The 23812-nt window shown below is 71.2% G+C and carries 19 protein-coding genes, 1 pseudogene and 1 riboswitch; of the genes and pseudogenes, 11 read left to right on the plus strand and 9 right to left on the minus strand.

Going from position 1 to position 23812, the window contains the following annotated elements:
* Nucleotides 1-45 precede the first annotated feature (45 nt).
* Nucleotides 46-1026, plus strand: coding sequence for a LysR family transcriptional regulator (locus ACVHNB_RS04190; protein ID WP_456227436.1), 981 nt, complete (start codon nt 46-48; stop codon nt 1024-1026).
* On the opposite strand, the gene ACVHNB_RS04195 is transcribed toward ACVHNB_RS04190, so the two are convergent.
* Nucleotides 981-2516, minus strand: a complete 1536-nt coding sequence (locus tag ACVHNB_RS04195; RefSeq protein ID WP_456227437.1) for an MDR family MFS transporter — start codon at nt 2514-2516, stop codon at nt 981-983. The genes ACVHNB_RS04190 and ACVHNB_RS04195 overlap by 46 nt on opposite strands.
* Nucleotides 2517-2750: 234 nt before the next feature.
* Here ACVHNB_RS04195 and ACVHNB_RS04200 point away from each other — a divergent pair, with 234 nt between their 5' ends.
* The 6 genes and pseudogenes from ACVHNB_RS04200 (at nt 2751) to ACVHNB_RS04225 (ending at nt 11242) form a co-directional block, all read left to right on the plus strand.
* Nucleotides 2751-3374 (plus strand): TetR/AcrR family transcriptional regulator, encoded by a 624-nt coding sequence (locus tag ACVHNB_RS04200; RefSeq protein ID WP_428952764.1) that lies wholly within the window; start codon nt 2751-2753, stop codon nt 3372-3374.
* A gap of 260 nt (nt 3375-3634) precedes the next feature.
* The gene (locus ACVHNB_RS04205; protein ID WP_428952763.1) at nt 3635-5137 is read left to right on the plus strand and encodes an aldehyde dehydrogenase family protein; all 1503 of its coding nucleotides are present in this window, start codon (nt 3635-3637) and stop codon (nt 5135-5137) included.
* 179 nt (nt 5138-5316) lie between these two features.
* On the plus strand, nt 5317-6867 hold the full coding sequence (locus ACVHNB_RS04210; RefSeq protein WP_428952762.1) for a GMC family oxidoreductase: 1551 nt from the start codon (nt 5317-5319) through the stop codon (nt 6865-6867).
* A pseudogene (locus tag ACVHNB_RS04215) lies at nt 6867-7934 on the plus strand (quaternary amine ABC transporter ATP-binding protein); the annotation flags it as partial. The gene ACVHNB_RS04210 and the pseudogene ACVHNB_RS04215, both read left to right, overlap by 1 nt.
* Nucleotides 7935-8313: 379 nt before the next feature.
* Nucleotides 8314-10278: an ABC transporter permease gene (locus tag ACVHNB_RS04220; RefSeq protein ID WP_428952761.1), complete on the plus strand. Its 1965-nt coding sequence runs from the start codon at nt 8314-8316 to the stop codon at nt 10276-10278.
* A 4-nt stretch (nt 10279-10282) separates the two neighbouring features.
* Nucleotides 10283-11242, plus strand: coding sequence for an ABC transporter substrate-binding protein (locus ACVHNB_RS04225; protein ID WP_456228833.1), 960 nt, complete (start codon nt 10283-10285; stop codon nt 11240-11242).
* A 254-nt stretch (nt 11243-11496) separates the two neighbouring features.
* Here the strand turns inward: ACVHNB_RS04225 and ACVHNB_RS04230 are convergent, their stop codons facing one another.
* The 3 genes from ACVHNB_RS04230 to ACVHNB_RS04240 are packed head-to-tail and all read right to left on the minus strand — an operon-like array spanning nt 11497 to nt 13204.
* Entirely contained in the window at nt 11497-12249 is a 753-nt protein-coding gene (locus tag ACVHNB_RS04230) for an isocitrate lyase/PEP mutase family protein (RefSeq protein ID WP_456227438.1), read from the minus strand.
* A 38-nt stretch (nt 12250-12287) separates the two neighbouring features.
* Entirely contained in the window at nt 12288-12725 is a 438-nt protein-coding gene (locus tag ACVHNB_RS04235) for a carboxymuconolactone decarboxylase family protein (RefSeq protein ID WP_428952759.1), read from the minus strand.
* Between the two features lie 8 nt (nt 12726-12733).
* Complete coding sequence (locus ACVHNB_RS04240; RefSeq protein WP_428957577.1) at nt 12734-13204, minus strand: carboxymuconolactone decarboxylase family protein; 471 nt, start codon at nt 13202-13204, stop codon at nt 12734-12736.
* A gap of 187 nt (nt 13205-13391) precedes the next feature.
* Between ACVHNB_RS04240 and ACVHNB_RS04245 the strand changes: the two genes are divergently transcribed.
* A complete protein-coding gene (locus ACVHNB_RS04245) occupies nt 13392-15116 on the plus strand; it encodes an aminotransferase-like domain-containing protein (protein WP_456227439.1) in 1725 nt (574 codons plus the stop codon).
* Between the two features lie 399 nt (nt 15117-15515).
* Here ACVHNB_RS04245 and ACVHNB_RS04250 read toward each other — a convergent pair whose 3' ends face one another.
* Nucleotides 15516-16367 (minus strand): DMT family protein, encoded by an 852-nt coding sequence (locus tag ACVHNB_RS04250; protein WP_428957576.1) that lies wholly within the window; start codon nt 16365-16367, stop codon nt 15516-15518.
* A gap of 205 nt (nt 16368-16572) precedes the next feature.
* Here ACVHNB_RS04250 and ACVHNB_RS04255 point away from each other — a divergent pair, with 205 nt between their 5' ends.
* Together ACVHNB_RS04255 and ACVHNB_RS04260 are read left to right on the plus strand one after the other, a co-directional pair.
* Nucleotides 16573-16962, plus strand: coding sequence for a hypothetical protein (locus ACVHNB_RS04255; RefSeq protein WP_428952757.1), 390 nt, complete (start codon nt 16573-16575; stop codon nt 16960-16962).
* A gap of 7 nt (nt 16963-16969) precedes the next feature.
* A complete protein-coding gene (locus ACVHNB_RS04260) occupies nt 16970-18169 on the plus strand; it encodes a glutathionylspermidine synthase family protein (protein ID WP_456227440.1) in 1200 nt (399 codons plus the stop codon).
* Nucleotides 18170-18284: 115 nt separating this feature from the next.
* Here ACVHNB_RS04260 and rocD read toward each other — a convergent pair whose 3' ends face one another.
* Nucleotides 18285-19520, minus strand: a complete 1236-nt coding sequence (gene rocD / locus ACVHNB_RS04265) for an ornithine--oxo-acid transaminase (RefSeq protein ID WP_428957575.1) — start codon at nt 19518-19520, stop codon at nt 18285-18287.
* A gap of 139 nt (nt 19521-19659) precedes the next feature.
* Nucleotides 19660-19746, plus strand: a riboswitch (ZMP/ZTP riboswitch).
* 61 nt (nt 19747-19807) lie between these two features.
* Between rocD and ACVHNB_RS04270 the strand changes: the two genes are divergently transcribed.
* Nucleotides 19808-21268, plus strand: a complete 1461-nt coding sequence (locus ACVHNB_RS04270; protein WP_456227441.1) for a glycine hydroxymethyltransferase — start codon at nt 19808-19810, stop codon at nt 21266-21268.
* 83 nt (nt 21269-21351) lie between these two features.
* Here ACVHNB_RS04270 and ACVHNB_RS04275 read toward each other — a convergent pair whose 3' ends face one another.
* The 3 genes from ACVHNB_RS04275 to ACVHNB_RS04285 all read right to left on the minus strand — a co-directional run bounded on the left by ACVHNB_RS04275 (nt 21352) and on the right by ACVHNB_RS04285 (nt 23722).
* Nucleotides 21352-22056: a hypothetical protein gene (locus ACVHNB_RS04275; RefSeq protein WP_456227442.1), complete on the minus strand. Its 705-nt coding sequence runs from the start codon at nt 22054-22056 to the stop codon at nt 21352-21354.
* 276 nt (nt 22057-22332) lie between these two features.
* The gene (locus ACVHNB_RS04280) at nt 22333-23142 is read right to left on the minus strand and encodes a hypothetical protein (protein WP_456227443.1); all 810 of its coding nucleotides are present in this window, start codon (nt 23140-23142) and stop codon (nt 22333-22335) included.
* Nucleotides 23123-23722, minus strand: coding sequence for an RNA polymerase sigma factor (locus ACVHNB_RS04285; protein ID WP_428952752.1), 600 nt, complete (start codon nt 23720-23722; stop codon nt 23123-23125). The genes ACVHNB_RS04280 and ACVHNB_RS04285 overlap by 20 nt, the downstream gene beginning before the upstream one ends.
* Between the last annotated feature and the right edge of the window lie 90 nt (nt 23723-23812).

A 23812-nucleotide genomic window follows, 5' to 3' on the forward strand; every position in this document is an offset into this window, starting at 1 on the left:
GGCCACCGGGTACGACAACCGACGGTTGTTCCCTAGGGTGGCCGCATGGAATCCGCCGCCGGCCCCGACGACCGGGACGTCGATCTCGACCTCGCACAGGTCCGCGCGTTCGCCGCCGTCGCCGACGAGCGGCACTTCGGGCGGGCCGCGGCCCGGCTCGGCATCACCCAGCAGGCCCTATCCAAGCGGGTCGCCCGGCTGGAGTCGACGCTCGGCGTGCGGCTCTTCGAGCGCGGGGCGCGCGGGGTCGAGCCGACCGGGGACGGGGCGCGGTTCCTGGAGCCCGCCCGGCAGGTCCTCGACGCGGGGCGGGCCGCCGTCGACGCGGTGCGCGGCACGCCGCCGAGGCCGCTGCGCATCGACGTATGGGGGCACCTGTACGCGCCGATGCGGACCGTCGCCGCCATGATCGAGGCCGCGCCCGGACTCGCCGTCGAACCCGGTGCCGGCCGCGACTACCCGGCCGTGGTGGACGCCATGGTGCGGGCGGACCGCGGCGGCTGCGACGCCGGGTTCGGGCGGGTGCACGCGCTGCCCGACGGGGACGCGGTGCTGGTGCGCCGCCTGGTCCGGCTCGAACCGGTCGACGCAGTGCTCAGCTCCCGGCATCCGCTGGCCGGTGCCGACGCGCTGCGCCCGGCCGACCTGCGCGACTCCGTGCTGCGGTACCCGGCCGAGACGGTGCGACTGGACTTCCTGACGCGGTTCGCGGACCGCTTCGGCATCGCGGCGCGGGAGGGCGGGCCGAACCTCGGCCTGGAGTCCTTCCTCGCCCATCTGCGCGAGGAGCCGGGGCAGTTCACGCTGTTCCCGGCCGATGTCCCGCTGCCGGACGACCCGGGCCTGCGGGTGGTGCCGCTCGTCGACCCGACCCCGCTGTACGCCTGGTCGCTGGTGTGGCCCGCCGGCCGCGAGCACCCGGGGATCGCCGAACTGCTGCGCGCCTGCGGCCAGTTGGCGGGGGAGCGGCGCTGGCTCGACTACGACCCGGCGCGCGACTGGCTGCCGGACACCGACAGGCCCTGAGCGGACTCCGAAGGATCCTGAGCCGCCTTGTCCGACGGGTTCTGCGCCGTCTCGGAGGGGGTCGAGGCCGCCTTCGAGGCCTCCTGGGCCGGATGCGGCGGGCCTTGGTCCGGCTTCGACGGCCCCGCCGCCGGTTTGCCGCGCAGCGGGACCTCCTTCACGGCCACCGCGGCCAGCAGGGCGAGCACACTGACGACGGCCGCGACCAGGAAGACCTGCTGCGTCCCCTCGGTCACCGCGTGCGCCGAAGTGCCGTGCGGAGTGGCCCGGTTGAAGAGCGAGCCGAACACCGCGAGGCCGACCGAGGCGCCGACCGTACGGAAGAGGTTGACGCTCGACGAGGCGACGCCCAGATCCTTCATCTCCACGCTGTTCTGCGCGATCGTCGTCGTCATCTGCATGAAGAAGCCGAGGCCGATGCCGGTGAGCACCATGAAGAAAGACGTCATGGCGGCGGACGTGTCCGCGTCCATCGTGGCGAGCAGAGCCGTGCCGGCCGTCAGGAACACCCCGCCCAGCACCGGGAAGATCTTGTAGCGGCCGGTACGCGACATCACCCGGCCCGCGATCTGTGTGACCACCACGACCGGTGCCATCAGCGGCAGCAGGAGCAGTCCCGAACTCGTCGCCGTCGCGCCCTGCACCGTCTGCTGGAACAGCGGCAGATACAGCGACGCCCCGAACATCACCGCGCCCACCGCGCCGATCATCACCGAGGCGAGCGGGAAGTTGCGGTGCGCGAACACCCGCAGGGGGATCAGGGGTTCGGCCGCGCGGCGCTGGGACACGACGAATCCGGCGAGACCGAGGACGGTGACCGCGAGCAGCCCGACGATCTGGGCCGAGGTCCACGCGTACTGGGACCCGCCCCAGGTCGTGGCGAGCACCAGGGCGCTGATCGTGACGGTCATCAGGGAGATGCCGGGCCAGTCGACGCGGACCCGTCCGGCGGTCCGCGCCCCGTCCGGGGCGAGCATCACCGCACACCACACCAGGGCCAGCACCCCGAGCGGCAGGTTCAGGTAGAACGCCCAGCGCCAGCCCACGTGCCCGGTGACGAAGCCGCCGACGAGCGGCCCGCCGATGGTGCCGAGTGCCATCACCGACGCGCTCATGCCCTGGTAGCGGCCACGCTCGCGGGGCGGCACGAGGGAGGCGATCAGCGCGAACGCGAGTCCGCCGAGGCCCCCCGCGCCCAGGCCCTGCAGCACCCGGAAGCCGATCAGCTCGCCCATCGTCCGCGCGGCGCCCGACAGCACGGAGCCCGCCAGGAAGACGCCGATCGAGACGAGGAAGACGCGCTTGCGGCCGTAGAGATCGCCGAGCTTTCCCCAGACGGGGGTCGAGACGGCGGTGGCGAGCGTGTACGCGATCACCACCCACGACAGGTGCTCCGTGCCGCCGAGGTCCCGGACGATCGTCGGCATCGAGGTCCCGACGATGTTGTTGTCCAGCATCGACAGCAGCATCGCCAGCATCACGCCGAGCATGGTCCAGCGGATCCGGCCCGCGGACCCCGCGCTTCTCTTGGCTCCTGCGGCTCCTGCGGCTCCTGCGGCTCGTGCGGGTTTTGTTGTTTCTGCGGTTCTTGTGGTTTCTGTGGCTCCTGAACCAGTCAGGTCCGTTTCTTTCGCGTCAGTCATACCCCGAGAAAAGCACAACCGTACAATAAGTGCAACGGATCAACTTTTTGCACGGGTCACCCATGGCGGTAGAGTGTGGTCATGACCTCGCACCCCCCGCCGCCGTCGCACGCCCCGGCCGCTTCCCCGGAACCGCTCGGCCGGCGTGAGCGCAAGAAGGCCGCCACGCGACAGGCGCTGGCGGACGCGGCCCTGCGGCTCTTCCTGGAGCACGGCTACGACAAGGTCGGGATCCGGGACGTGGCCGAGGCCGCCGACGTGTCGACTACCACGCTGTTCAAGCACTTCTCCGGCAAGGAGGCCCTCGTCTTCGACCGGGACGAGGACCAGGAGCAGGCCCTGGTCTCGGCCGTCCGTGACCGGCCCGACGGGGTGACGATCCTGCGCGCGCTGCGTGAACACGCGCGCGGCGCACGGGACTTCGACCCCACGGACGACGGGGCGGTGCGCTTCCGTGAACTGATCGACGGCACAAAGGCGCTGCGCGAGTACGCCGAGCGGATGTGGCTGCGCCACCGCACCGCGCTGGCCCGCGCCATCGCCGAGGACATCGGCGCGCCCGAGGGCGACCCGGCATGCGAGGCGCTCGCCGCCTTCGCTCTCCAGGCGGTCCGCCTCGGAGACGGGGCCGAGGCCGTCGACGCCGCGTTCGACATCCTGGAGCGGGGCTGGGACCCCGGGGTGGCGGGGGCCCAGCGGGGCTGAGCGGATCCCGCGGTCCGGATCCCGCGGTCCGGATCCCGCGGCCCCCGGAACCAGCCCCGGAAGCCTTCCGAGGACAGAACGCTCCTCGGGGCGCGTTTCGGTCCTTTCCCCGGCGCATACGGTGACGCAGCGCACTTTCGGCCACGGAACGCGCATGCTTTCCGCACCCCAGGGCAGGGGCACCCGACATCACGGCAGAGATCGCCGAGAGGCATCTGCGGTGCTCGGGGGAAAGATCCGGAACGGAAGGCAAGCAGGACGTGTCAGCACAACACACCATCCATGTCGGCGGAGAGTGGCGCGCAGCCGCCTCGGGAGCCACCCGCGAGATCCTCGACCCCGCGGATGCCAAGCCGTTCGCCGTGATCGCCGAAGGCGGCGCCGACGACGCGGACGCCGCGATAGCCGCCGCCCGCCGCGCCTTCGACGAGGGCCCCTGGCCGACGACGCCCGTCGCCGAGCGTGCCGCGCTGCTGCGCCGCGTCGCCGACCTCCTCGTCCGCGACCGGGAGAAGATCGGCCTCCTGGAGAGCCGGGACGCCGGAAAGACCGTCGAGGAGGGCCGCGTCGACGTCGACTGTGTCGCCGACGCCTTCCGCTACTTCGCCGACCTCGTCATCGGGGAAGGCGCCGGACGCGTCGTCGACGCGGGCTCCGACGAGATCCACAGCGTCGTCGTGCACGAGCCCGTCGGCGTCTGCTCGATGATCACGCCCTGGAACTACCCGCTGCTCCAGGCCAGCTGGAAGATCGCCCCGGCCCTCGCCGCGGGCAACACCTTCGTCATCAAGCCGAGCGAGATCACCCCGCTGACCACGGTCGTGCTCGTCGAACTGCTGGTGGAGGCCGGACTGCCCGCCGGCGTCGCCAACATCGTGACCGGCCCCGGCGCCTCGGTCGGCGCCCGCCTCGCCGACCACCCCGACGTCGACCTCGTCTCCTTCACCGGCGGCCTGGTCAGCGGCACCAAGGTCGCCCAGGCCGCCGCCGCGGACGTCAAGAAGGTCGCCCTCGAACTCGGCGGCAAGAACCCGAACGTCGTCTTCGCCGACGCCTGCGAGACCGAGGACGGCTTCGACACGGCCGTCGACCAGGCCCTCAACGCCGCGTTCATCCACAGCGGCCAGGTCTGCTCCGCCGGCTCCCGCCTCATCATCGAGGAGTCCGTGCGCGAACGCTTCGTCGCTGAACTCGCCCGCCGCGCCGAGAAGATCCGCCTCGGCCGCGGCACCGAGAACGGCGTCGAGTGCGGCCCGCTCGTCAGCGAGCAGCAGCGCGACAAGACCGAGTCCTACGTCGCCTCCGCCCTCGCCGAGGGAGCCGTGCTGCGCTGCGGCGGCAAGCGCCCCGAGGCCAGCGACGTACGCCCCGCCACCGGCTGGTTCTACGAGCCGACCGTCCTCGACCAGTGCCACCGCGAGATGCGGGTCGTGCGCGAGGAGACCTTCGGGCCGATCCTCACCGTCGAGACGTTCCGCACCGAGGACGAGGCCGTCGCCCTCGCCAACGACACCGAGTACGGCCTCGCGGGCGCCGTGTGGACCACCGACGCGGGCCGTGCCCGCCGGATCGCCGCACGCCTGCGCCACGGCACGATCTGGATCAACGACTTCCACCCCTACCTGCCGCAGGCCGAGTGGGGCGGCTTCGGAAAGAGCGGCGTGGGACGGGAGTTGGGCCCCGCCGGACTCGCCGAGTACCGCGAGACCAAGCACGTCTACCAGAACCTGGCGCCGAAGCCGGTGCGGTGGTTCGCGGGCTGAGCGCCCCCGCCGGGCGCCGTCCCACGGCGCCCGGCCCCGCCTCGCCCATAACCCGGTACCGCGGCCGTACTCGTACCCGTACCGCGCCCGTATCCGTACCGCGCCCGTATCCGTATCTCTGTACCTCTCTCCGTACCTCCCATTACGCGAAGTACCTTGCCTCGCCTTGGAGTTGACGCATGCCTGAGAATCCCGAACAGCCCGAGAACACGTACGACTACGTAGTGGTCGGCGGCGGCACGGCCGGATCGGTGATCGCCTCCCGGCTCACCGAGAACCCGGACGTCACCGTCGCCGTCATCGAGGGCGGTCCCAGCGACATCGACCGCGACGACGTGCTGACGCTGCGCCGCTGGCTCGGCCTGCTCGGCGGCGACCTCGACTACGGCTACACCACCACCGAGCAGCCGCGCGGCAACTCGCACATCCTGCACAGCCGCGCCAAGGTGCTCGGCGGCTGCTCGTCGCACAACACCCTCATCTCGTTCAAGCCGCTGCCCGGCGACTGGGACGAGTGGGCCGCGGCCGGCGCCGAGGGCTGGGACCACAAGGCGATGGACCCCTACTTCGCCAAGCTGCGCAACAACGTCGTCGCCGTCGACGAGAAGGACCGCAACGCCATCGCCCGCGACTTCGTCGAGTCCGCGCAGGCCGCGACCGGCGTGCCGCGTGTCGAGGGCTTCAACAAGGGCCCCTTCAAGGACGGCGTCGGCTTCTTCGACCTCGCCTACCACCCCGAGAACAACAAGCGGTCCTCCGCCTCGGTCGCGTACCTGCACCCGCACATGGAGGCGGGCGACCGCCCCAACCTCACGCTGCTGCTGGAGACGTGGGCGCACAAGCTGGAGTTCGTGGACGGCGTGCGGGCGCGCGGCGTGCACGTGCGCGGCAAGGACGGCGCCGAACGGCTGATATCCGCGCGGCGCGAGGTCGTCGTGTGCGCGGGCGCCGTGGACACGCCCCGCCTGCTCCTGCACTCCGGCATCGGCCCCAAGGCCGACCTGGAGAAGCTCGGCATCCCCGTCCTGCACGACCTGCCCGGCGTCGGCGAGAACCTCCTCGACCACCCGGAGTCGGTCATCGTCTGGGAGACGGACGGCCCGATCCCCGACAACAGCGCCATGGACAGCGACGCGGGCCTGTTCATCCAGCGCGACCCCGAGGCCGCCGGCCCGGACCTGATGTTCCACTTCTACCAAATCCCGTTCACCGACAACCCGGAGCGGCTCGGCTACGAGAAGCCCGAGCACGGGGTGTCCATGACGCCGAACATCCCCAAGCCGAAGAGCCGTGGGCGGTTGTACCTGACCAGCGCGAACCCCGAGGACAAGCCCGCCCTCGACTTCCGCTACTTCACCGACGAGGACGACTACGACGGGCAGACCCTCGTCGACGGCATCCGTATCGCCCGCGAGATCGCGAAGACGCAGCCGCTGGCCGGCTGGCTCAAGCGCGAGGTGTGCCCGGGACCCGACGTCACCGGTGACGAGGAGCTCAGCGAGTACGCCCGCAAGGTCGCCCACACCGTCTACCACCCTGCCGGCACCTGTCGCATGGGCGCCAAGAATGATGAACTCGCGGTGGTCGACCCCGAGTTGAGGGTCCGCGGGCTGCAAGCCATCCGAATCGCCGACGCGTCCGTCTTCCCGACGATGCCCGCGGTGAACCCGATGATCGGGGTGCTCATGGTCGGGGAGAAGTGCGCCGAGCTGCTGGGTGGTGATGCGTGATGAGTACGCAGACTGTGGTGAAGGACCCCGCTCCGGACGCGAGCGCGGGAGCCGCCGAGACCGTCTTCGCCGTCCGCAACCTGTGGAAGGTCTTCGGCCCCAAGGCCGAACGCATCCCGGGCGACGCGGAACTGGCCGACCTGAGCGCCGCCGAACTGCGCTCCCGCACCGGCTGCACCGCCGCCGTGCGCGACGTCTCCTTCGACGTCAGACGCGGCGAGGTCTTCGTGGTGATGGGCCTGTCCGGCTCCGGCAAGTCCACGCTGGTGCGCTGCCTGACCCGCCTCATCGAGCCGACGTCCGGCTCGCTCGCCATCGACGGCGAGGACGTCCGCGCCATGGACAAGGGCCGGCTGCGCGAACTGCGCCGTCACCGCGCCGCCATGGTCTTCCAGCACTTCGGACTGCTGCCGCACCGCACCGTCCTCGACAACGTCGCCTACGGCCTGGAGATCCAGGGCGTCGGACGCGCCGAGCGCCGGGCGAAGGCCGCGGAGGTCGTCGCGAAGGTGGGCCTGGAGGGCCTTGAGGGGCGCCGTCCCGGCCAGCTGTCCGGCGGCCAGCAGCAGCGCGTGGGCCTCGCCCGCGCCCTCGCGGTGGACCCCGAAGTCCTGCTGTTCGACGAGCCGTTCAGCGCGCTCGACCCGCTGATCCGGCGCGACATGCAGGAGGAGGTCGTGCGCCTGCACCGCGAGGAGGGCCGCACGATGGTCTTCATCACCCACGACCTCAACGAGGCACTCCGCCTCGGCGACCGCATCGCCCTCATGCGCGACGGCCGCATCGTGCAGCTCGGCACCCCCGAGGAGATCGTCGGCGCGCCCGCCGACGACTACGTCCGCGAGTTCGTCCGCGACGTACCCCGCGAACAGGTCATGACGGTCCGCCGCGCCATGCGCCCCGCCGACATCGACGAGGCCGACCGCGGCCCCGAGATCGCCCCCGACGCCACGGTGTCGGAAGCGATCGAGGCGGTCGCGCGCAGCGGGTTCGCGGTGCGGGTCATGGACGACGGGCAGTGCGTCGGGGTCGTCGACCACGAGCGGCTGATCGACGTGGTGGCCGGCACGGCCGACACGACCGGCACGGCCGACACGACCGGCACGACCGGCACGACCGGCACGGCCGACACGACCGATACAGCCGATACGGATTCGTCAGGATCGGCCCCGGCAGCGGCAGGGGCATCGGCTGCGGTCACGGGTTCGGCCCCGGCCGCGGGTTCGGCCGCAGCCATGGGTTCTGCCCCGGCATCGGCGGCGGTACCGGCGCAGGGTGCGTCGACTGCCTCGGGCTCCGAGGGGACGGGTGCGGCCGCGTCGGCCGTTCCGGGCTCCGGGGACAAGGGCGCGACTACCGCGACGCCGACTGCCGCCTCGGGCTCCGAGGGCAAGGGCGGGCCCACGCCGGCTGCTCCCGGCCCCGAGGGCGAGGAGGCGGTCTGACATGGCAGCTGCCGTCACAGTCGCCCCGGCCAAGGGCGACACCACCCGTCGGGGAAGCCTGCTCCGCCACCGCGTACTCGGCAAGCTCCTGCTGCTCGCCGTGGCCGCGGCGGTGATCGTCCCGATCGTCAACGCCCGCTGGTCCAGCGGCACCTGGCCGGACGCCCTCACCGTCGACATCTCCGAGCCGCTCGGCAAGGCCAGCGACTGGATCATCGACAACCGCGACAGCCACCCGCTGTTCCTCTATTTCCTCGGCCACATCAGCAACGCGATCGTCGTCTCCATCCGCGCCGTCTACCTCGTGCTGCTCGCCGCCGGCTGGGCCGGAGTGACGGCCGCGGCCGGGCTGATCGCCTGGCGCGTCGCGGGCTGGCGCCTCGCCGCCTCCGCCGTGCTCGCCTTCCTCGCCTGCGGCGCCCTCGGCATGTGGGTGCCCACCGTGCAGACCCTCGCGCTGATGGTGGTCGCCGTCTTCGTCTCGGTCGTCCTCGGCGCGCTCCTCGGTCTCGCCGCGGGCCTGAGCGACCGCATGCACCGCGCCCTGCGCCCGGTCCTCGACACCATGCAGGTGTTCCCGGCGTACGCGTACCTCCTCCCGGTCGTCCTCGTCTTCGGCATCGGCGTCCCCGCCGCGGTCCTCGCCACCGTCGTCTACGCAGCCCCGCCCATGGCCCGCCTCACCGCGCTCGGCCTGCGCTCCGCCGACGGCGGCGTCATGGAGGCCGTCACCTCGCTCGGCGCCACCGCCCGCCAGCGCCTGCTCACCGCGCGCCTCCCGCTGGCCCGCAGGGAACTCCTCCTCGGCCTCAACCAGACAATCATGATGGCCCTCTCCATGGCCGTCATCGCCTCGGTCATCGGCGCCGGCGGCCTCGGCGACCGCGTCTACCAGGCGCTCGCCTCCGTCGACGTCGGCGCCGCACTCGCCGCCGGCATCCCGATCGTGCTGCTCGCCGTCGTCCTCGACCGCGTCACCGGCGCGGCAGGGGCCCGGCTCGGCTCCGACGAACGACCGGCGCGCTGGCAGTGGGGCGTCGTCGCCGCCGGCACCCTCGCGGTCGCCCTCGTCGCCCGCTTCGCCGACCGCCTCGACTGGCCCGACTCCTGGGTCGTGAACATCGCCGCCCCCGTCAACGACGCCGTCGACTGGATGACCGACCACCTCTACACCGGCGTCCCCTACGTGGGCGGCACCGCCGACTGGGCCGGCCACTTCACCACCTGGATCCTCGACCCGCTGCGCTCCGGCCTGACCTGGCTGCCCTGGTGGTCGGTGCTCCTGATCGTGGCCGCGCTCGCCTGGCTGATCGGCACCTGGCGCACCGCCCTGACCGCCGTCCTCGCCATGGCCGCGATCGGCGTGCTCGGCGTCTGGAAGCCGTCCCTGGACACCCTCTCCCAGGTCCTGGCCGCCGTCGCCGTGACCCTGGTCCTCGGCTTCGCGATCGGTATCGCCGCCGCCCGCAGCGAACGCCTCGACCGGCTGCTGCGCCCCGTCCTCGACGTCTTCCAGACGATGCCGCAGTTCGTCTACCTGATCCCCGTCGTCGCCCTCTTCGGTGTCGGCCGGGCCCCGGCCGCCGCCGCGGCCGTCGTCTACGCGCTGCCCGCCGTCGTCCGCATCACCGCCCAGGGGCTGCGCCAGGTCGATCCGGCCGCGATGGAGGCGTCCCGCTCGATGGGCGCCACCACGGGCCAGCAACTGCGCCAGGTCCAACTCCCGCTCGCCCGCCCGGCGCTGCTCCTCGCCGTCAACCAGGGCGTCGTCCTGGTCCTCGCCGTGGTCATCATCGGCGGCCTGGTCGGCGGTGGCGCGCTCGGCTACGACGTCGTCTTCGGTCTCGCCCAGGGCGACCTCGCCACCGGCCTCGTCGCGGGCGCCGCCATCGTCTGCCTCGGCCTGATGCTGGACCGCGTGACCCAGCCGACGGAACGCCGTACCCGTACCGGAAAGGGGGCCTGACGTGATGCGAACCCGTATGGCCACAGGGGTGGTTGTCGCCGCGGCCCTACTGGCCGTCAGCGGCTGCGGCGCCGCCGACATGACCAAGCAGGCGTCGCCGTACGCCAACGCCCAGGGCGCCAAGACGGTGACCCTCTCCGTCCAGTCCTGGGTCGGCGCCCAGGCCAACGTCGCCGTCGCCCAGTACCTCCTGGAACACGAACTCGGCTACCGCGTCGACACCGTCCAGGTCGACGAGGTCCCCGCCTGGGACGCCCTCAGCCAGGGCCGCGTCGACGCGATCCTGGAGGACTGGGGCCACCCCGACCAGGAACAGCGCTACGTGAAGGACAAGAACACCATCGTGAACGGCGGCGGCCTCGGCGTCACCGGACACATCGGCTGGTTCGTGCCCACGTACTTCGCCAAGCAGCACCTCGACGTCACCAACTGGAAGAACCTCAACAAGTACGCCGACCAGCTGAAGACCGCGGAGAGCGGCGGCAAGGGCCAGCTCCTGGACGGCTCCCCGTCCTACGTCACGAACGACAAAGCCCTGGTCCAGAACCTGAAGCTGGACTACCAGGTCGTCTTCTCCGGCTCCGAAGCCGCCCAGATCACCCAGATCAAGCAGTTCGCCAAGCAGAAGAAGCCGTTCCTGACGTACTGGTACCAGCCGCAGTGGCTCTTCAAGAAGGTCCCGATGACCGAGGTGAAGTTGCCCGCCTACAAGGAGGGCTGCGACGCCGACCCGAAGAAGGTCGCCTGCGCCTACCCGCAGACCCCGCTGCAGAAGTACCTCAACGCCGACTTCGCCAAGGACGGCGGCAAGGCCGCGGCCTTCCTGAAGAACTTCCACTGGACGACGGAGGACCAGAACGAGGTCTCCCTGCTGATCGCCGAACAGAAGCTCTCGCCGGACGAAGCGGCGAAGAAGTGGATCGACGGCCACCGCAGCACGTGGGAGGCGTGGCTGCCCAAGTAGCCGGGCAGATTCCACAGTGCCGGGTGTCTTTCCTGACGGGGGCACCCGGCACAGTCATGTGGTGGTGGTGGCGGTGGCAACGGCAGTGGCAACGGCAGTGGCAGCGGCAGTGACGCTGGTGCTGGTGCTGGTGCTGGTGCTGGTGCTGGTGCTGGTGCTGGTGCTGGTGCTGGTCTTGGGCGGGGCCGTCGGCTGCCCAGCACAGCGGGGTCAGCGGGGTCAGCGGGGCTGCTGGGGGAGGATCCGCGGGTCCGCTACCCCAGGTTCTCCGCGATCTCCCGCAGCGCCGCTGCCGCCCGGCGCTGCAACCCGGGCCCGAACGTGATCCGCGTCGCCCCCGACTCGCCCCACTCCCGCAGCGACGGCCCACCGGGCGGCGCCCCGACGTTGACCGGCCCCTCGATCCCGGCCCGCAGAAGAGGCAGTGCCTCGACCGGCGCCCCGATCGGATACACACAGTCCGCGCCGGCCGCCACGTACCACCGCGCCCGCTCGATCGTCTCCCCGACCGGATCGTCGACGCCCCTCATGAACGTGTCGATCCGCGCGTTGAGCACGATCCGGTCACCGGCGGCCGCCCGCACCTCGGCCAGCCAGTCGGCCTGCTCCCGAGGGTCCTTGAGCGCCTTGCCCGGTCCGGCGCCGGGCTCCGTGTCCGAGGCCGAGTCCTCGAGGTTGCACCCGACGGCCCCGGTCTCCAGCAACCGCTCCACCAGCTCCCTGGGCGCGATCCCGTACCCGCCCTCGATGTCCGCCGACACCGGCACCGACACCGACCGCACGATCCGTGTCACGGCCGCGAACATCTCGTCCGCCGGCGTCCGCCCGTCCTCGTACCCCAGCGACGCCGCGACCCCCGCGCTGGGCGTCGCCAGAGCCGGGAACCCGGCCTCCTCGAAGACCCGTGCACTCGCCGCGTCCCACGGCCCCGGCAGGACCAACGGATCGCCGGGAGCACGGTCGTGGTGCAGCGCCCGCAGGACGTCCACGGGCCTCGCGTGCCTCACGGGCCCCTGCGACCGGTCGGGGTCGGCCGTCGCGCCGTTCACCACGCGGGACCTCCCGGCTCGATCCGCCTGCTGACCATCAGCCGGTTCCAGCTGTTGATCAAAGCGATCGCCCCGATGAGGTGGGCGAGCTCCCCCTCGGTGAACTGCTTCGCGGCGAGCTCGTACGCCTCGTCGGGCACGAACCCCTCGGTGAGCACCGTCACGGCCTCGGTCAGCGCGAGCGCCGCCCGCTCCCGCTCGCTGTACAACTCGCCGGCCTCCCGCCAGGCGTTGAGCAGCGCAATCCGCTTCGCGCTCTCCCCGTTCTTCTCGACAGCGATGTCGACGTGCATGTCCAGACAGAACGCGCACTCGTTGATCTGCGAAGCCCGGATCATCACCAGCTCGGCCAGGACCGGATCCCCGAGCCCCTTCTTCACGGCCGCGCTCAACGCGACCATCGCGTCCCGGACCCCGGGGTCCAACCGGGTCATACGCGCGCTCACTTGAAGTCCCCCGCCTTGTAGTGCCCCGGCGACTGGCGCGTGGTGACACCGAACCGGTTCCACGCGTTGATCGTCGTGATCGCCGCGATCAACTGGCTCAGCTCCCGCTCGTCGTAGACCTTCGCCGCCTTCTCGTACACCTCGTCCGGCACGAAACCGTCCGTGAGGACCGTGATCGCCTCGGTCAGCTCGATCGCGGCGATCTCCTTCTCCGTGTAGAAGTGCTGCGACTCCTCCCAGGCGGCAAGCTGGATGATCCGCTCGACGCTCTCGCCGGCGGCCAGCGCGTCCTTGGAGTGCATGTCCAGGCACAGCGCGCAGTGGTTGATCTGCGAGGCTCGAATCTTGACCAGCTCGTACGTCACCGGGTCGAGCCCCTGACGAGCCGCCGCGTCGAGCCGGACCATCGCCTTGAACACCTCGGGGGCGTGCTGGGACCAGGCGAGCCGAGGCGTGTGCTCGTGCATGTACTCCGTGCCGGCGTCAGCGGTGCCGCCTGCGCTGCCAGTGGTGGGGGCGGGGGCCGTCGTGCCCTGGCTGCTGCCGTGCGGGCCGTTCCCCTGCTGGGTCTCATTCTGGTGCTGTGTGTCGTTCCCGTGCGTCGTCATGTCTCGACCCTACGAACGGATTAGCCCAGAGGTATGGTCCATTCCCATGGCAGAATCCTGGGCCACTTCGCCCTCCGGGCAGGCACTCGGCATCGACCTCCACATCGAGCCCACCGGCTCCGGCCTGCGCCGGGGCCTGACCGACGCGCTCCGCGAAGCCGTACGCGGCGGCCGCCTCGCCCCCGGCACCCGATTGCCCGCCTCGCGCACGCTCGCCGTCGATCTGGGCATCGCCCGCAACACCGTCGCCGACGCCTACGCCGACCTCGTCGCGGAAGGCTGGCTCACCGCCCGCCAGGGCTCCGGCACCCGGGTCGCCGAACGCCCCGTCGAGGCGCCCCGCCCAGCCCCCTCCCCGGGGCGCCGAGCCCCCGGCAGGCTCCTGCACGACCTGCACCCCGGCACCCCCGACCTCTCTTCGTTCCCCCGCGCCGCCTGGCTCCGGGCGTCCCGCCGCGCCCTGACCGCCGCACCGAACGACGCCCTCGGCTACGGCGACCCCCGCGGCCGCCCCGAACTGCGCACCGCCCTCGCCGGCTATCTCGCCCGCGCCCGCGGCGTCCACGCCCACCCCGACCGCATCGTCATCTGCGCCGGGTTCGCGCACGGCCTGATGCTGCTCGGCGACGTCCTGCGCCGCCGAGGCGTGCACGACATCGCTGTGGAGACCTACGGCCTCGACGTCCACTGGAACGTCCTCACCCGCGCAGGCCTCCACACCCATCCCCTCCCGCTCGACGAACTCGGCACGGACACGGGGGAGTTGGATCATTGGACGATGGGCGGGGCGCCGTCTCGGGGGGCCGGTGTGGGGGCGGGGGTGGGTGCGGATGTGGATGTGGGTGCGGGTGCGCGGTCGGGTGTAGGAGTGGGGCCGGGGGCTGGTGCTGGTGCGGCGGTGGCTCCGGTCGTGGCGCGGCCGGCCCGGGCGGAGGGCGGTGGGCCATCTGGCGGAGGCTCAGGCGGCGGCGATCGACCGGGCGGCGATCGACCGGGCGGCGGTCGGTCCAGCGGCGGTCGAAAGGGCGGGGGTCGATCCGGCGGGGACGCTGCTGTCGGCGGATCCGGCGATCGCGCGGCAGTCGGCGCCGCTCTGCTGACACCCGCCCATCAGTTCCCCGTGGGCGTCCCGCTCCATCCTGACCGGCGGGCCGCCGTCGTCGACTGGGCACGTCGCACTGGTGGACTGATCCTCGAGGACGACTACGACGGCGAATTCCGCTACGACCGCCAACCCGTAGGCGCGCTCCAGGGGCTGGACCCGGACCGTGTCGTCTATCTCGGCACGGCGAGCAAGTCGCTCGCCCCCGGGCTGCGTCTGGGCTGGATGGTCCTGCCTCCGGCCCTCGCCGACGAGGTCATGGAGGCCAAGGGCCCCAGCGACTGGTCGTGCGGTGCTCTCGACCAGCTGACCCTCGCCGAGTTCCTGAACTCGGGCGCCTACGACCGCCACCTGCGCAGCGCCCGCCTGCGCTACCGCCGACGCCGTGACCAACTCGTGGCCGCCCTCGCCGAACACGCGCCCACCGTCCACGCCACCGGCATCGCCGCCGGCCTGCACGCGGTCCTCCAACTCCCGCCCGGCACCGAACAATCCGTCGTCCGAGCCGCCGCCTGGCAACGCCTGGGCGTCGCAGGTCTCTCCAGCTTCCGCCACGAGAACGCCGCCGCCTCGGCAGCTCAACCCGACGCCTTGGTGGTCGGCTACGGCACCCCGCCCGACCACGCCTGGTCCGGAGCTTTGGACGCACTGTGCCGGGTGCTGCCGTAAGGGTGGGGCGAGTGGGCGGTGGTCTCGGCCAGCAGCGAGGCGTTGCGGAGCTACGAAAACGGCAATGGGGGCAGTCGGGGTCGGTCAGGTTGGCGCAGACCAGGGTCGGGCGGGCCGGGGCGGGCCATGGAGGGCGAGTGCATGGTGGGCCGGCGGGCAAGGCGAGTGCCCGGGCAGCCCGGCCCGAGCGGAGGCATGGCGAGGGTCGACCGGGTAAGGAGTACGGCGAGGGTCGACCGTAAGGAGGTACGGCGGGGCGGATACGGGCGCTGTCATACGGCTGCCCGCGCACGACCGTGCCTATGAGCACCCCGCACCTGTACAGCGTCTGCCCCTTCGCCCCCGCTCGTCACCTTGGCCGACGCCTCCCTCGACGCCGAGCCCGCCAAGCGCCCGCGCCTACTCGCCTGCTCGAACGGGCTCCCCGCCCTCCACCACCGGTGCCTCCCCGAACCGGGCCAGGGCCAGCGCCCCCGCCACGGCCACTGCGAATCCCAGCACCGCCAGCCACTCGAGCCCCGACCGCGTCCGGTCCCCGAGCCACACCACGCCCACCAACGCCGGCCCCACCGTCTCCCCGACGACCATCCCGGCCGTGGCCACCGTCACCGACCCGCGCTGCAGCGCCGACGTCAGCAAGAGGAACGCCGCGCCTCCGCCCACCAGCAGCGCGTAGGTCGCCGGATTCGTCAGCAGGGCCCCTGGCGAGATGTCGTCGATGAGCCGCACGCTCACCTCGACCACGCCGAAACCGAACCCCGCCCCGAGCCCCAACGCCAAGGCCCGGCCACGCCCCGGCAGTCGCCCCGCCCCGGCCCCGATCAGCAGCACCCCGACCGCCACCCCGAGCATCGCGAACCGCAGCCCGTCCGAACCGGCCCGCTCGCCCTCCGCCCCCGACGCCAGCCCCAGCATCGTGAGCCCCGCGCACACGGCACCCACAGCGCCCCACTCGGCCCCGCTCAACCGCACGCGCAGCAACCGGGCGGCGACCACCGCGGTCACGGCCAGGCTCGCGGCGAGCGCCGCCCCCACGGCGTAGATGGGGAGGGATCGCAGCGCCACCACCTGCAGGACGAATCCGAGCCCGTCGAGCCCGAGCCCGGCGACGTAACGCCACTGCCGCAACGCCCGCACCAGTAGCGCCGGATCGACTCCCGACCCGGTCCCGGGCTCGGCCGCCCGCGCCGCCATCGCCTGAAGCACCGACGCCGTACCGAAGCAGATCGCGGACCCCAGCGCGCAAATCATTCCAAGAGGCACAAAGTGACTTTAGAGGAAAGGGAGTCGGGCTTTGGATCGGGAGTGGATGCGCGGGGAACCCGTGTGTTCTTCTACGCTGACCGCCGACAAGGACCAGGACGCGCCGGGACTACCCACGACGAGCCGTCGCCGAGCCCATGGCGCCGGCTGCACGCGTCCGGTCGGAACCAGCACAGACGGGGGAGTTGCACCGATGGCGGAGAAACGACGGCGGTTGCGGTCGAGCACAGTGGTACTCGGTGGCATGGGCGTGCTCGCCACGGCCCTGACTTCCTGCGGTTCGGACCCGGACCGGCGCTGTGTGGACCGTGACAGCTACGACACGTTCAACGGGTACAAGATCGTCAGCGACCAGTACTGCAAGAGCGGTTCGGGAACGACCTCGACCGGCAAGGGCCGCAAGACCGGCACGAGTACCGGCGGCAGCACGAGCGGCACCGGCCGGAGCGGCCGGGTCGACGGAGCCTGGTACTACGACTCCGATGTCAGCGGACGCCACGCCGACAGCGGCACTTTCAGCCGCAGCGAGGCCGTCGACCGGGGCGGCTTCGGTTGCTCGGGTTCCGGTTCCGGAGGCGGCTGAACCAGGGATGAAGCGCCACACCATCCAGCCCCGCGACGGCTGGCAGCAGACCGTCGAGGAACAAGGGCTGATCTACCCCCTCACCCGCTACCCGGACGACTCCCTTCGCCCCTACTGGGACGAGAGCGCCTACTACGAGTTCTCCTTGCCCGAGGTCGAGGCGCTCGAGGAGGTCGTCGAGGAACTGCACGGGATGTGCCTGGCCGCAGCCGAGCACCTCGTCACCCAGGACCGCCTCGCCGACCTCGGAATCACCGACCCGCGCCTCGCATCACTCGTTCGTGAGTCCTGGCGCCGACGCGATGAACTCCCTTCCGTGTACGGCCGTTTCGACCTCCACTACGACGGCCGCACAGGAGGCCCGGCGAAGCTCCTGGAGTACAACGCCGACACGCCCACCTCCCTCGTCGAGGCCGCCAGCCCGCAATGGTTCTGGATGGAGGAGCGCTTCCCCGGCGCCGACCAGTGGAACTCCCTTCACGAGCGGCTGGTCGACGCCTGGAAGAAACAGGCCGCACTCCTCCCGCCCGGCAGCCCGCTGCATTTCGCGCACTCCGCCGAGGACGAACTCGGCGAGGACCTGATGACCGTGGCCTATCTGCGCGAGACCGCCGAGCAGGCCGGACTGGACACGGAATCCATCTCCGTGGAGGACATCGGCTGGGACCCGCTGTCACGGCGCTTCGTCGACAAGAAACTCCGCTTCATCCGCAGCTGCTTCAAGCTCTACCCCTGGGAGTGGCTGACCACCGATCGCTTCGCCCCGTACGTCCTGGACACACTCGACAACGGAGGCGGCACCGGCACCACTCTGTGGATCGAACCCGCCTGGAAGATGCTCCTGTCTAACAAGGCACTCCTGGCCGTGCTCTGGGAACTCTTCCCGGGCCATCCGAACCTCCTCCCCGCCTACCTGGACGGCCCGCGCGAACTCGCCCGCACCACCGGGTACGTCGCCAAGCCCCTCCTCGGCCGCGAAGGCGCCGGCGTCACTCTCCACGAACCGGGCCGCTCACCAACCGAAACGACGCCTCGTGAAGAGGCCTGCTGTTACCAGGAACTGAGCCTCTTGCCCGACTTCGACGGCAACCGGGTGGTGCTGGGTGCCTGGGTCGTGGAGAACGAAGCCGCGGGTCTCGGCATCCGTGAATCCTCGGGCCCGATCACGGACGAATACGCCCGCTTCCTGCCCCACGTCATCCTCTAGCGCCGACCGGGTCTGGGCCGCCGACCCCAGACCCGGCCTCGGGCCCTGATACGCCCCGGGGCGTCATCACTCTTCAGGTGTCAAGGAACTCTCGGATGTCTCCGGGCGCCGCCGTTCACGCGCCGAGTACCGCACGGAGCTGATCGAGCCCCCAGTCCAGATCCTCCTTCCTGATCACCAGGGGCGGGGCGATCCGGATCGTGGAGCCATGGGTGTCCTTCACGAGCACACCCCGATCCATCAACTTCTCCGAGATCTCCCGTCCCGTCCCGTACGCCGGATCGATGTCCACACCCGCCCAGAGCCCACGGCCCCGCACCTCGGTCACCTTGCCCGTCCCGGCCAACAGGCCCAGCTCGGCGTGCAGATGCTCACCCAGCTCCGCGGCCCGCTGCTGGAACTCCCCGCCCCGCAGCATCGCGATCACCTCGAGCGCCACAGCACAAGCGAGCGGATTGCCGCCGAACGTCGACCCGTGCTCGCCCGGTCGGAACACCCCCAGCACCGCCTTGCTCGACACGACCGCCGACACCGGCACGACACCGCCCCCGAGCGCCTTGCCCAGCACATACATGTCGGGCACCACGCCCTCGTGCTCGCAGGCGAACGTCCGCCCCGTCCGCCCGAGCCCCGACTGGATCTCGTCCGCGATGAACAGCACGCTGCGCTCGCGCGTCAGCTCCCGCACCGCCGGCAGGTATCCGGGCGGCGGCACCAGCACCCCCGCCTCACCCTGGATCGGCTCCAGAAGGACCGCCACCGTGTCCTCGGTCATCGCGTCCCGGAGCGCTTCCAGGTCGCCGTACGGGACGATGTCGAACCCCGGCGTGTACGGCCCGAAGTCCGCTCGGGCCTCCGGATCCGTGGAGAAGCTGACGATGGTCGTCGTCCGGCCGTGGAAGTTGTCGCTCGCGACCACGATCCGCGCCCGGCCGTCCGGCACGCCCTTGACCCGGTACCCCCACTTACGGGCGGTCTTCACCGCGGTCTCCACCGCCTCCGCCCCCGTGTTCATCGGCAGCACCATCTCCATGCCGCACAACTCGGCGAGCTGCGTACAGAACTCGGCGAACCGGTCGTGATGGAACGCCCGAGAGGTCAGGGTGACGCGCTCCAGCTGGGCCTTGGCCGCCTCGATCAGCCGCCGGTTTCCATGCCCGAAATTGAGGGCGGAGTACCCGGCGAGCATGTCCAGATAGCGGCGCCCCTCGACGTCCGTCATCCACGCGCCCTCCGCCGTGGCGACGACGACGGGCAGCGGATGGTAGTTGTGCGCGCTGTGCTCCTCGGAGGCGGCGATCAAGCCCTCCGTAGCAGCACGTGGGTCCTCGGCGGTGTGGGCGGGAGTCACAGAAGTCACGGGATCTCCGTTCTTACGGCTCTGAAGGCCTTGCGGCTCTTACGGCGCGAGACGGGTTTGTGGCCCCTTCCTATCGTCGCTCGCATCCTGGACGCGGAAACCTCGCGCACCGGCGCGCCCGGTAATGTGATTCCCGGGCCGTGACTGGCGCGCTGGGATGGGACCGACCATCGGGGAGCGGCCCGCGAACTGTGTGCCGTGCGCCTGGGCCGAACCGTGCAGCGCCCCGTCTGTCCGAGCCCGCTCGGACCGGGGAGAACCCGTCCCGGAGGTCCTTCATGCCAGAGCCCACCCCTTCCTCCTCCCTTTCCACCGAGTCAGTCGCCTTCCGCAGCGCCCTCGACGTGATCCGGAGCGTGGAGCCCCGGGTCGCCGACGCCATCGGCCAGGAGATCGCCGACCAGCGCGAGATGCTCAAGCTGATCGCCAGTGAGAACTACGCCTCTCCGGCCACCCTGCTGGCGATGGGCAACTGGTTCAGCGACAAGTACGCCGAGGGCACCGTCGGCCGCCGCTTCTACGCGGGGTGCCGCAACGTCGACACCGTCGAGTCCCTGGCCGCTGAACACGCCCGAGAGCTCTTCGGCGCCCAGCACGCGTACGTCCAGCCGCACTCCGGCATCGACGCCAACCTCGTCGCCTTCTGGGCCGTCCTCGCGGACCGCGTCGAGGCTCCCGCCCTGCAGCGAGCCGGGGTGCGCAACGTCAACGACCTGTCCGACGCCGACTGGGCAGAGCTGCGCCAGGCCTTCGGCAACCAGCGCATGCTCGGCATGTCCCTGGACGCCGGCGGCCACCTCACGCATGGGTTCCGACCCAACATCTCCGGCAAGATGTTCGACCAGCGCAGCTACGGCACCGACCCGGCCACCGGACTCCTGGACTACGAGGCGCTGCGCGCCACGGCCCGCGAGTTCAAGCCGATGATCATCGTCGCCGGCTACTCCGCCTACCCGCGCCTGGTGAACTTCCGCATCATGCGGGAGATCGCCGACGAGGTCGGGGCAACGCTGATGGTCGACATGGCTCACTTCGCCGGTCTTGTCGCGGGCAAGGTCCTCACCGGCGACTTCGACCCGGTGCCGCACGCCCAGATCGTCACCACGACCACCCACAAGTCGCTGCGCGGCCCGCGCGGCGGCATGGTCCTGTGCGACGACTCGCTCGCCGACCAGGTGGACCGCGGCTGCCCGATGGTGCTGGGCGGTCCGCTGCCGCACGTCATGGCCGCGAAGGCTGTCGCGCTCGCCGAGGCCCGCCGTCCTGACTTCCGTGGCTACGCCCATGCCGTCGTCGACAACTCCCGCGCCCTCGCCGAAGGCCTCACCCGGCGCGGAGCGACCCTGGTCACCGGCGGTACGGACAACCACCTCAATCTGATCGATGTCGCCACCTCCTACGGTCTGACCGGCCGACAGGCCGAGTCCGCGCTTCTCGATTCCGGCATCGTCACCAACCGCAACGCCATTCCTGCCGACCCGAACGGCGCGTGGTACACCTCCGGCATCCGTATCGGCACCCCCGCCCTCACCACCCGCGGCCTGGGCGCCACCGAGATGGACGAGATCGCCGCGCTCATCGACCGCGTCCTCACGGCGACCGAGGCCGGCACCACCAGCAAGGGCGCCCCCTCCAAGGCCCAGCACGTCCTGGAGGCCAAGGTCGCCGACGAGGTCTCCCACCGGGCCGGCGATCTGCTCGCCGGCTTCCCGCTCTACCCCGCCGTCGACCTCACCTGAGCCTCGACCCGCCGCCTTCGGAAGGGGCCCGTCCCTGACGGAGGCGGCGGCTGCGCCGGTCCGAGAACCTGCTCGCCAGGCGGTCATATGTCCCGCAGCTCCTGCCGTGGGCCTGACTCCCAGCGCCTGCGAGACGACGCCAGCGTCTCCGGCAGACGCATGACCAGCGGTCGAAGCAGCAGGGCTGCCGCCGCTCCAGCGCCCGCACAGGGGACCGCCCACCACCAGTCGATCCCGCTGCCCCGGGCCGTCGCCGCGGACGTGGCAGATGCAGTGGCGGCCGCTCCTGGAGCCGCTGCCGCGGGTGTCCCGGATATCTCCGAGCTGGGAAATACGGGAGGCGCCCCACCGGGAGCCCGCTTGCCCATCACACCCAGCCTGTGCAGCAGCGACCGCAGCTCATCCGGCTTCTGAGCCGTGTGCCAGTAGCCGCTGAACTTCTCCGGGATATCCGTCGACGTATGGATCCAGACCTCCTTGCTGCCCGGAGTGTCGGGATAGACGCGGTCCACCCGCCAGGGCTGCACATCGTGCAGCAGCCACGTCATGTTGAGCTGTCGTCCCGCACCGACACCGAGGCCGGGTGGCACCTTCTCCTGTCCCTCGCCCGGCTCACCGAGCAGGCTGCTCAGACGGCCGTACTCCTTGTCACTGAAGTAGAGCGACGCGCTCTGCTTGCTCTCCGGTGAGACGACGAGGACGCTGGTGGGCCCGCCGGCCAATGCTTGCGAACCGCTCCACAGCACCATGACCAGTGCCGCAGCCAGCGCTGTGGCCAGTGCCGCCACGCTTCGTACCGTACGCATTCGAACCCCCAGCCGATCCCTGCACGGCTCCTCCGTGCACTGTCACTTCTGGTACACCGCTCGAGCTGTCCGGGTTCCCGATTCGCCGGGATGTCTTTTCGTCTGCGTCGGCTATGGCCTGCCCGGCGGATCTTGCCGCCGGGGGTGCGTGCGTTGTGCCCTGAGACACATGGCGGGGTGCGAACGGGCGTCGTTGGCGACACTCACCGTCATCGAAGGGGGCTGTCACCTCACGCGGTCTGAGGCACCGGACGTGACCTAGCGCCGACCGCGCACCGACTTCGCGATTCTCAACGCTTCGTCCTCGGACTCGATGCCCTCCAGACGCAGCGTGAGGTCGGAGCCGTGTGTCCACAGCAGCGTCGGCCCAGCTGTGCGCTCCGCACGGTTCCACTGCTTGCCCTGCTCGTCGAGCATCCGGAAGCTCAGCCGATGCTCGTTCCTGAACCAGAGCCCGGTGTCCCCGGCCACCGTGACCCACTTCGGCGGCACAGCGACGGTCTTCACGAAGCCGATGTCGAGACGCGCCGGATACTCGTCGAGCCGAACCGTGCGGCCCGCGTCTCGCCAGCACAAGGTCAGCAGCGCGCGATCGTCCTGCTCGCGAGTGACCATGATCGCGTCGGGCGAGCCCAGCCCGGACGGGACCAGAGGCGTGAAGCCGGCCCGACGCACGGCCTGAGCCAGCGAGACGGAGTCACCGCAGCCAGGGACGTGGGCGCCCGTCGACGGTGCGGACGACGGGTCGTAGCGCACTTCGACCCCGCCGAAGCCGAACCAGTCCGCGACCGCAGCTCGCACGGGCGGGGTGAACACAACGATGGTCGCCACCCCACACAGTGCGGCGGCGAGCGCCCGCCAGCGAAGCCGTACCCACCCTCGTATCCGACGCAAGAAGCTGCGCGGCCCGCGAGGCTCGGCGACCGGCGTGGGCACACGCTCGGCGAGTATCTGCGCCAGCACGCGCTCGGCCATCGTCTCGCCCGCGCCTTCCGGGCCCTCCATCAGTCGGCCCAGCGAGCGCAGTTCGTCAGGCAGTCCTGGCTCGTCATCGCGACGCCCGCCCATGCTTGTCACCTCCCTCCCTCAGCCGCTGTGCCGGTACCGATGCGGAATCCTGCCGTGCGGGAAGCAGCTGGCCGAGCTTGCGCAGCGCGCGATTGAGCCGGGATTTGACCGTGCCGCGCGGCCAGCCGAGCGCCTGCGCCGTCTCCGCCTCGTCCATCTCCAACAGATAGCGGTAGGTGACGACGAGCCGATGCTCCTCGCTCAGCAGCTCCAGCGCGGCGAGCAGCTCGGACCGGCGCTCTATCTCGATCGCCGCCACCGCGGGATCAGCCGATTCCGGTATCAGCGGCTCGGCCTCGACCATCGCGGCTTCCCGGCCGATGGCGGAGCGCTGCCGCCCTGCCGATCTCACTGTGTTCCTCGTCTCATTGGCGACGATCTTGAGCAGCCACGGCCTGAACGCCGAGCCGTCCTTGAACCGCCCCAAGCTGCGATACGCCTTGAAGAAGGACTGCTGCACCACATCTTCCGCGTCCGCGCCCGCGCCCAGTGCCACCGCTGCCCGCAGCGCGATCCCGGTGAAGGCGCGGACCAACTCCGCGTACGCCTCCGGCTCCCCGGCGCGCACGCGTGCGATCACCGCACCCTCGTCGACGACGCGGCCCCCCTCCAGGACTTCCCCCTGTGCCCTCACACCTTTGATACACCGGCCGACAGCGATCGGTTCCCA

This window comes from Streptomyces sp. YJ-C3, assembly GCF_053891275.1.

Bases quoted from the DNA above. Each gene is read 5' to 3' on its own strand.
- ACVHNB_RS04255 (WP_428952757.1), top strand. From the start codon at position 16,573: ATGGCGGAGAAACGACGGCGGTTGCGGTCGAGCACAGTGGTACTCGGT.
- ACVHNB_RS04260 (WP_456227440.1), top strand. From the start codon at position 16,970: ATGAAGCGCCACACCATCCAGCCCCGCGACGGCTGGCAGCAGACCGTC.
- ACVHNB_RS04190 (WP_456227436.1), top strand. From the start codon at position 46: ATGGAATCCGCCGCCGGCCCCGACGACCGGGACGTCGATCTCGACCTC.
- ACVHNB_RS04270 (WP_456227441.1), top strand. From the start codon at position 19,808: ATGCCAGAGCCCACCCCTTCCTCCTCCCTTTCCACCGAGTCAGTCGCC.
- ACVHNB_RS04280 (WP_456227443.1), bottom strand. From the start codon at position 23,142: ATGGGCGGGCGTCGCGATGACGAGCCAGGACTGCCTGACGAACTGCGC.
- ACVHNB_RS04225 (WP_456228833.1), top strand. From the start codon at position 10,283: ATGCGAACCCGTATGGCCACAGGGGTGGTTGTCGCCGCGGCCCTACTG.
- ACVHNB_RS04195 (WP_456227437.1), bottom strand. From the start codon at position 2,516: ATGCTCGGCGTGATGCTGGCGATGCTGCTGTCGATGCTGGACAACAAC.
- ACVHNB_RS04250 (WP_428957576.1), bottom strand. From the start codon at position 16,367: ATGATTTGCGCGCTGGGGTCCGCGATCTGCTTCGGTACGGCGTCGGTG.
- ACVHNB_RS04240 (WP_428957577.1), bottom strand. From the start codon at position 13,204: ATGCACGAGCACACGCCTCGGCTCGCCTGGTCCCAGCACGCCCCCGAG.
- ACVHNB_RS04245 (WP_456227439.1), top strand. From the start codon at position 13,392: ATGGCAGAATCCTGGGCCACTTCGCCCTCCGGGCAGGCACTCGGCATC.
- ACVHNB_RS04220 (WP_428952761.1), top strand. From the start codon at position 8,314: ATGGCAGCTGCCGTCACAGTCGCCCCGGCCAAGGGCGACACCACCCGT.
- ACVHNB_RS04210 (WP_428952762.1), top strand. From the start codon at position 5,317: ATGCCTGAGAATCCCGAACAGCCCGAGAACACGTACGACTACGTAGTG.
- ACVHNB_RS04200 (WP_428952764.1), top strand. From the start codon at position 2,751: ATGACCTCGCACCCCCCGCCGCCGTCGCACGCCCCGGCCGCTTCCCCG.
- ACVHNB_RS04235 (WP_428952759.1), bottom strand. From the start codon at position 12,725: ATGACCCGGTTGGACCCCGGGGTCCGGGACGCGATGGTCGCGTTGAGC.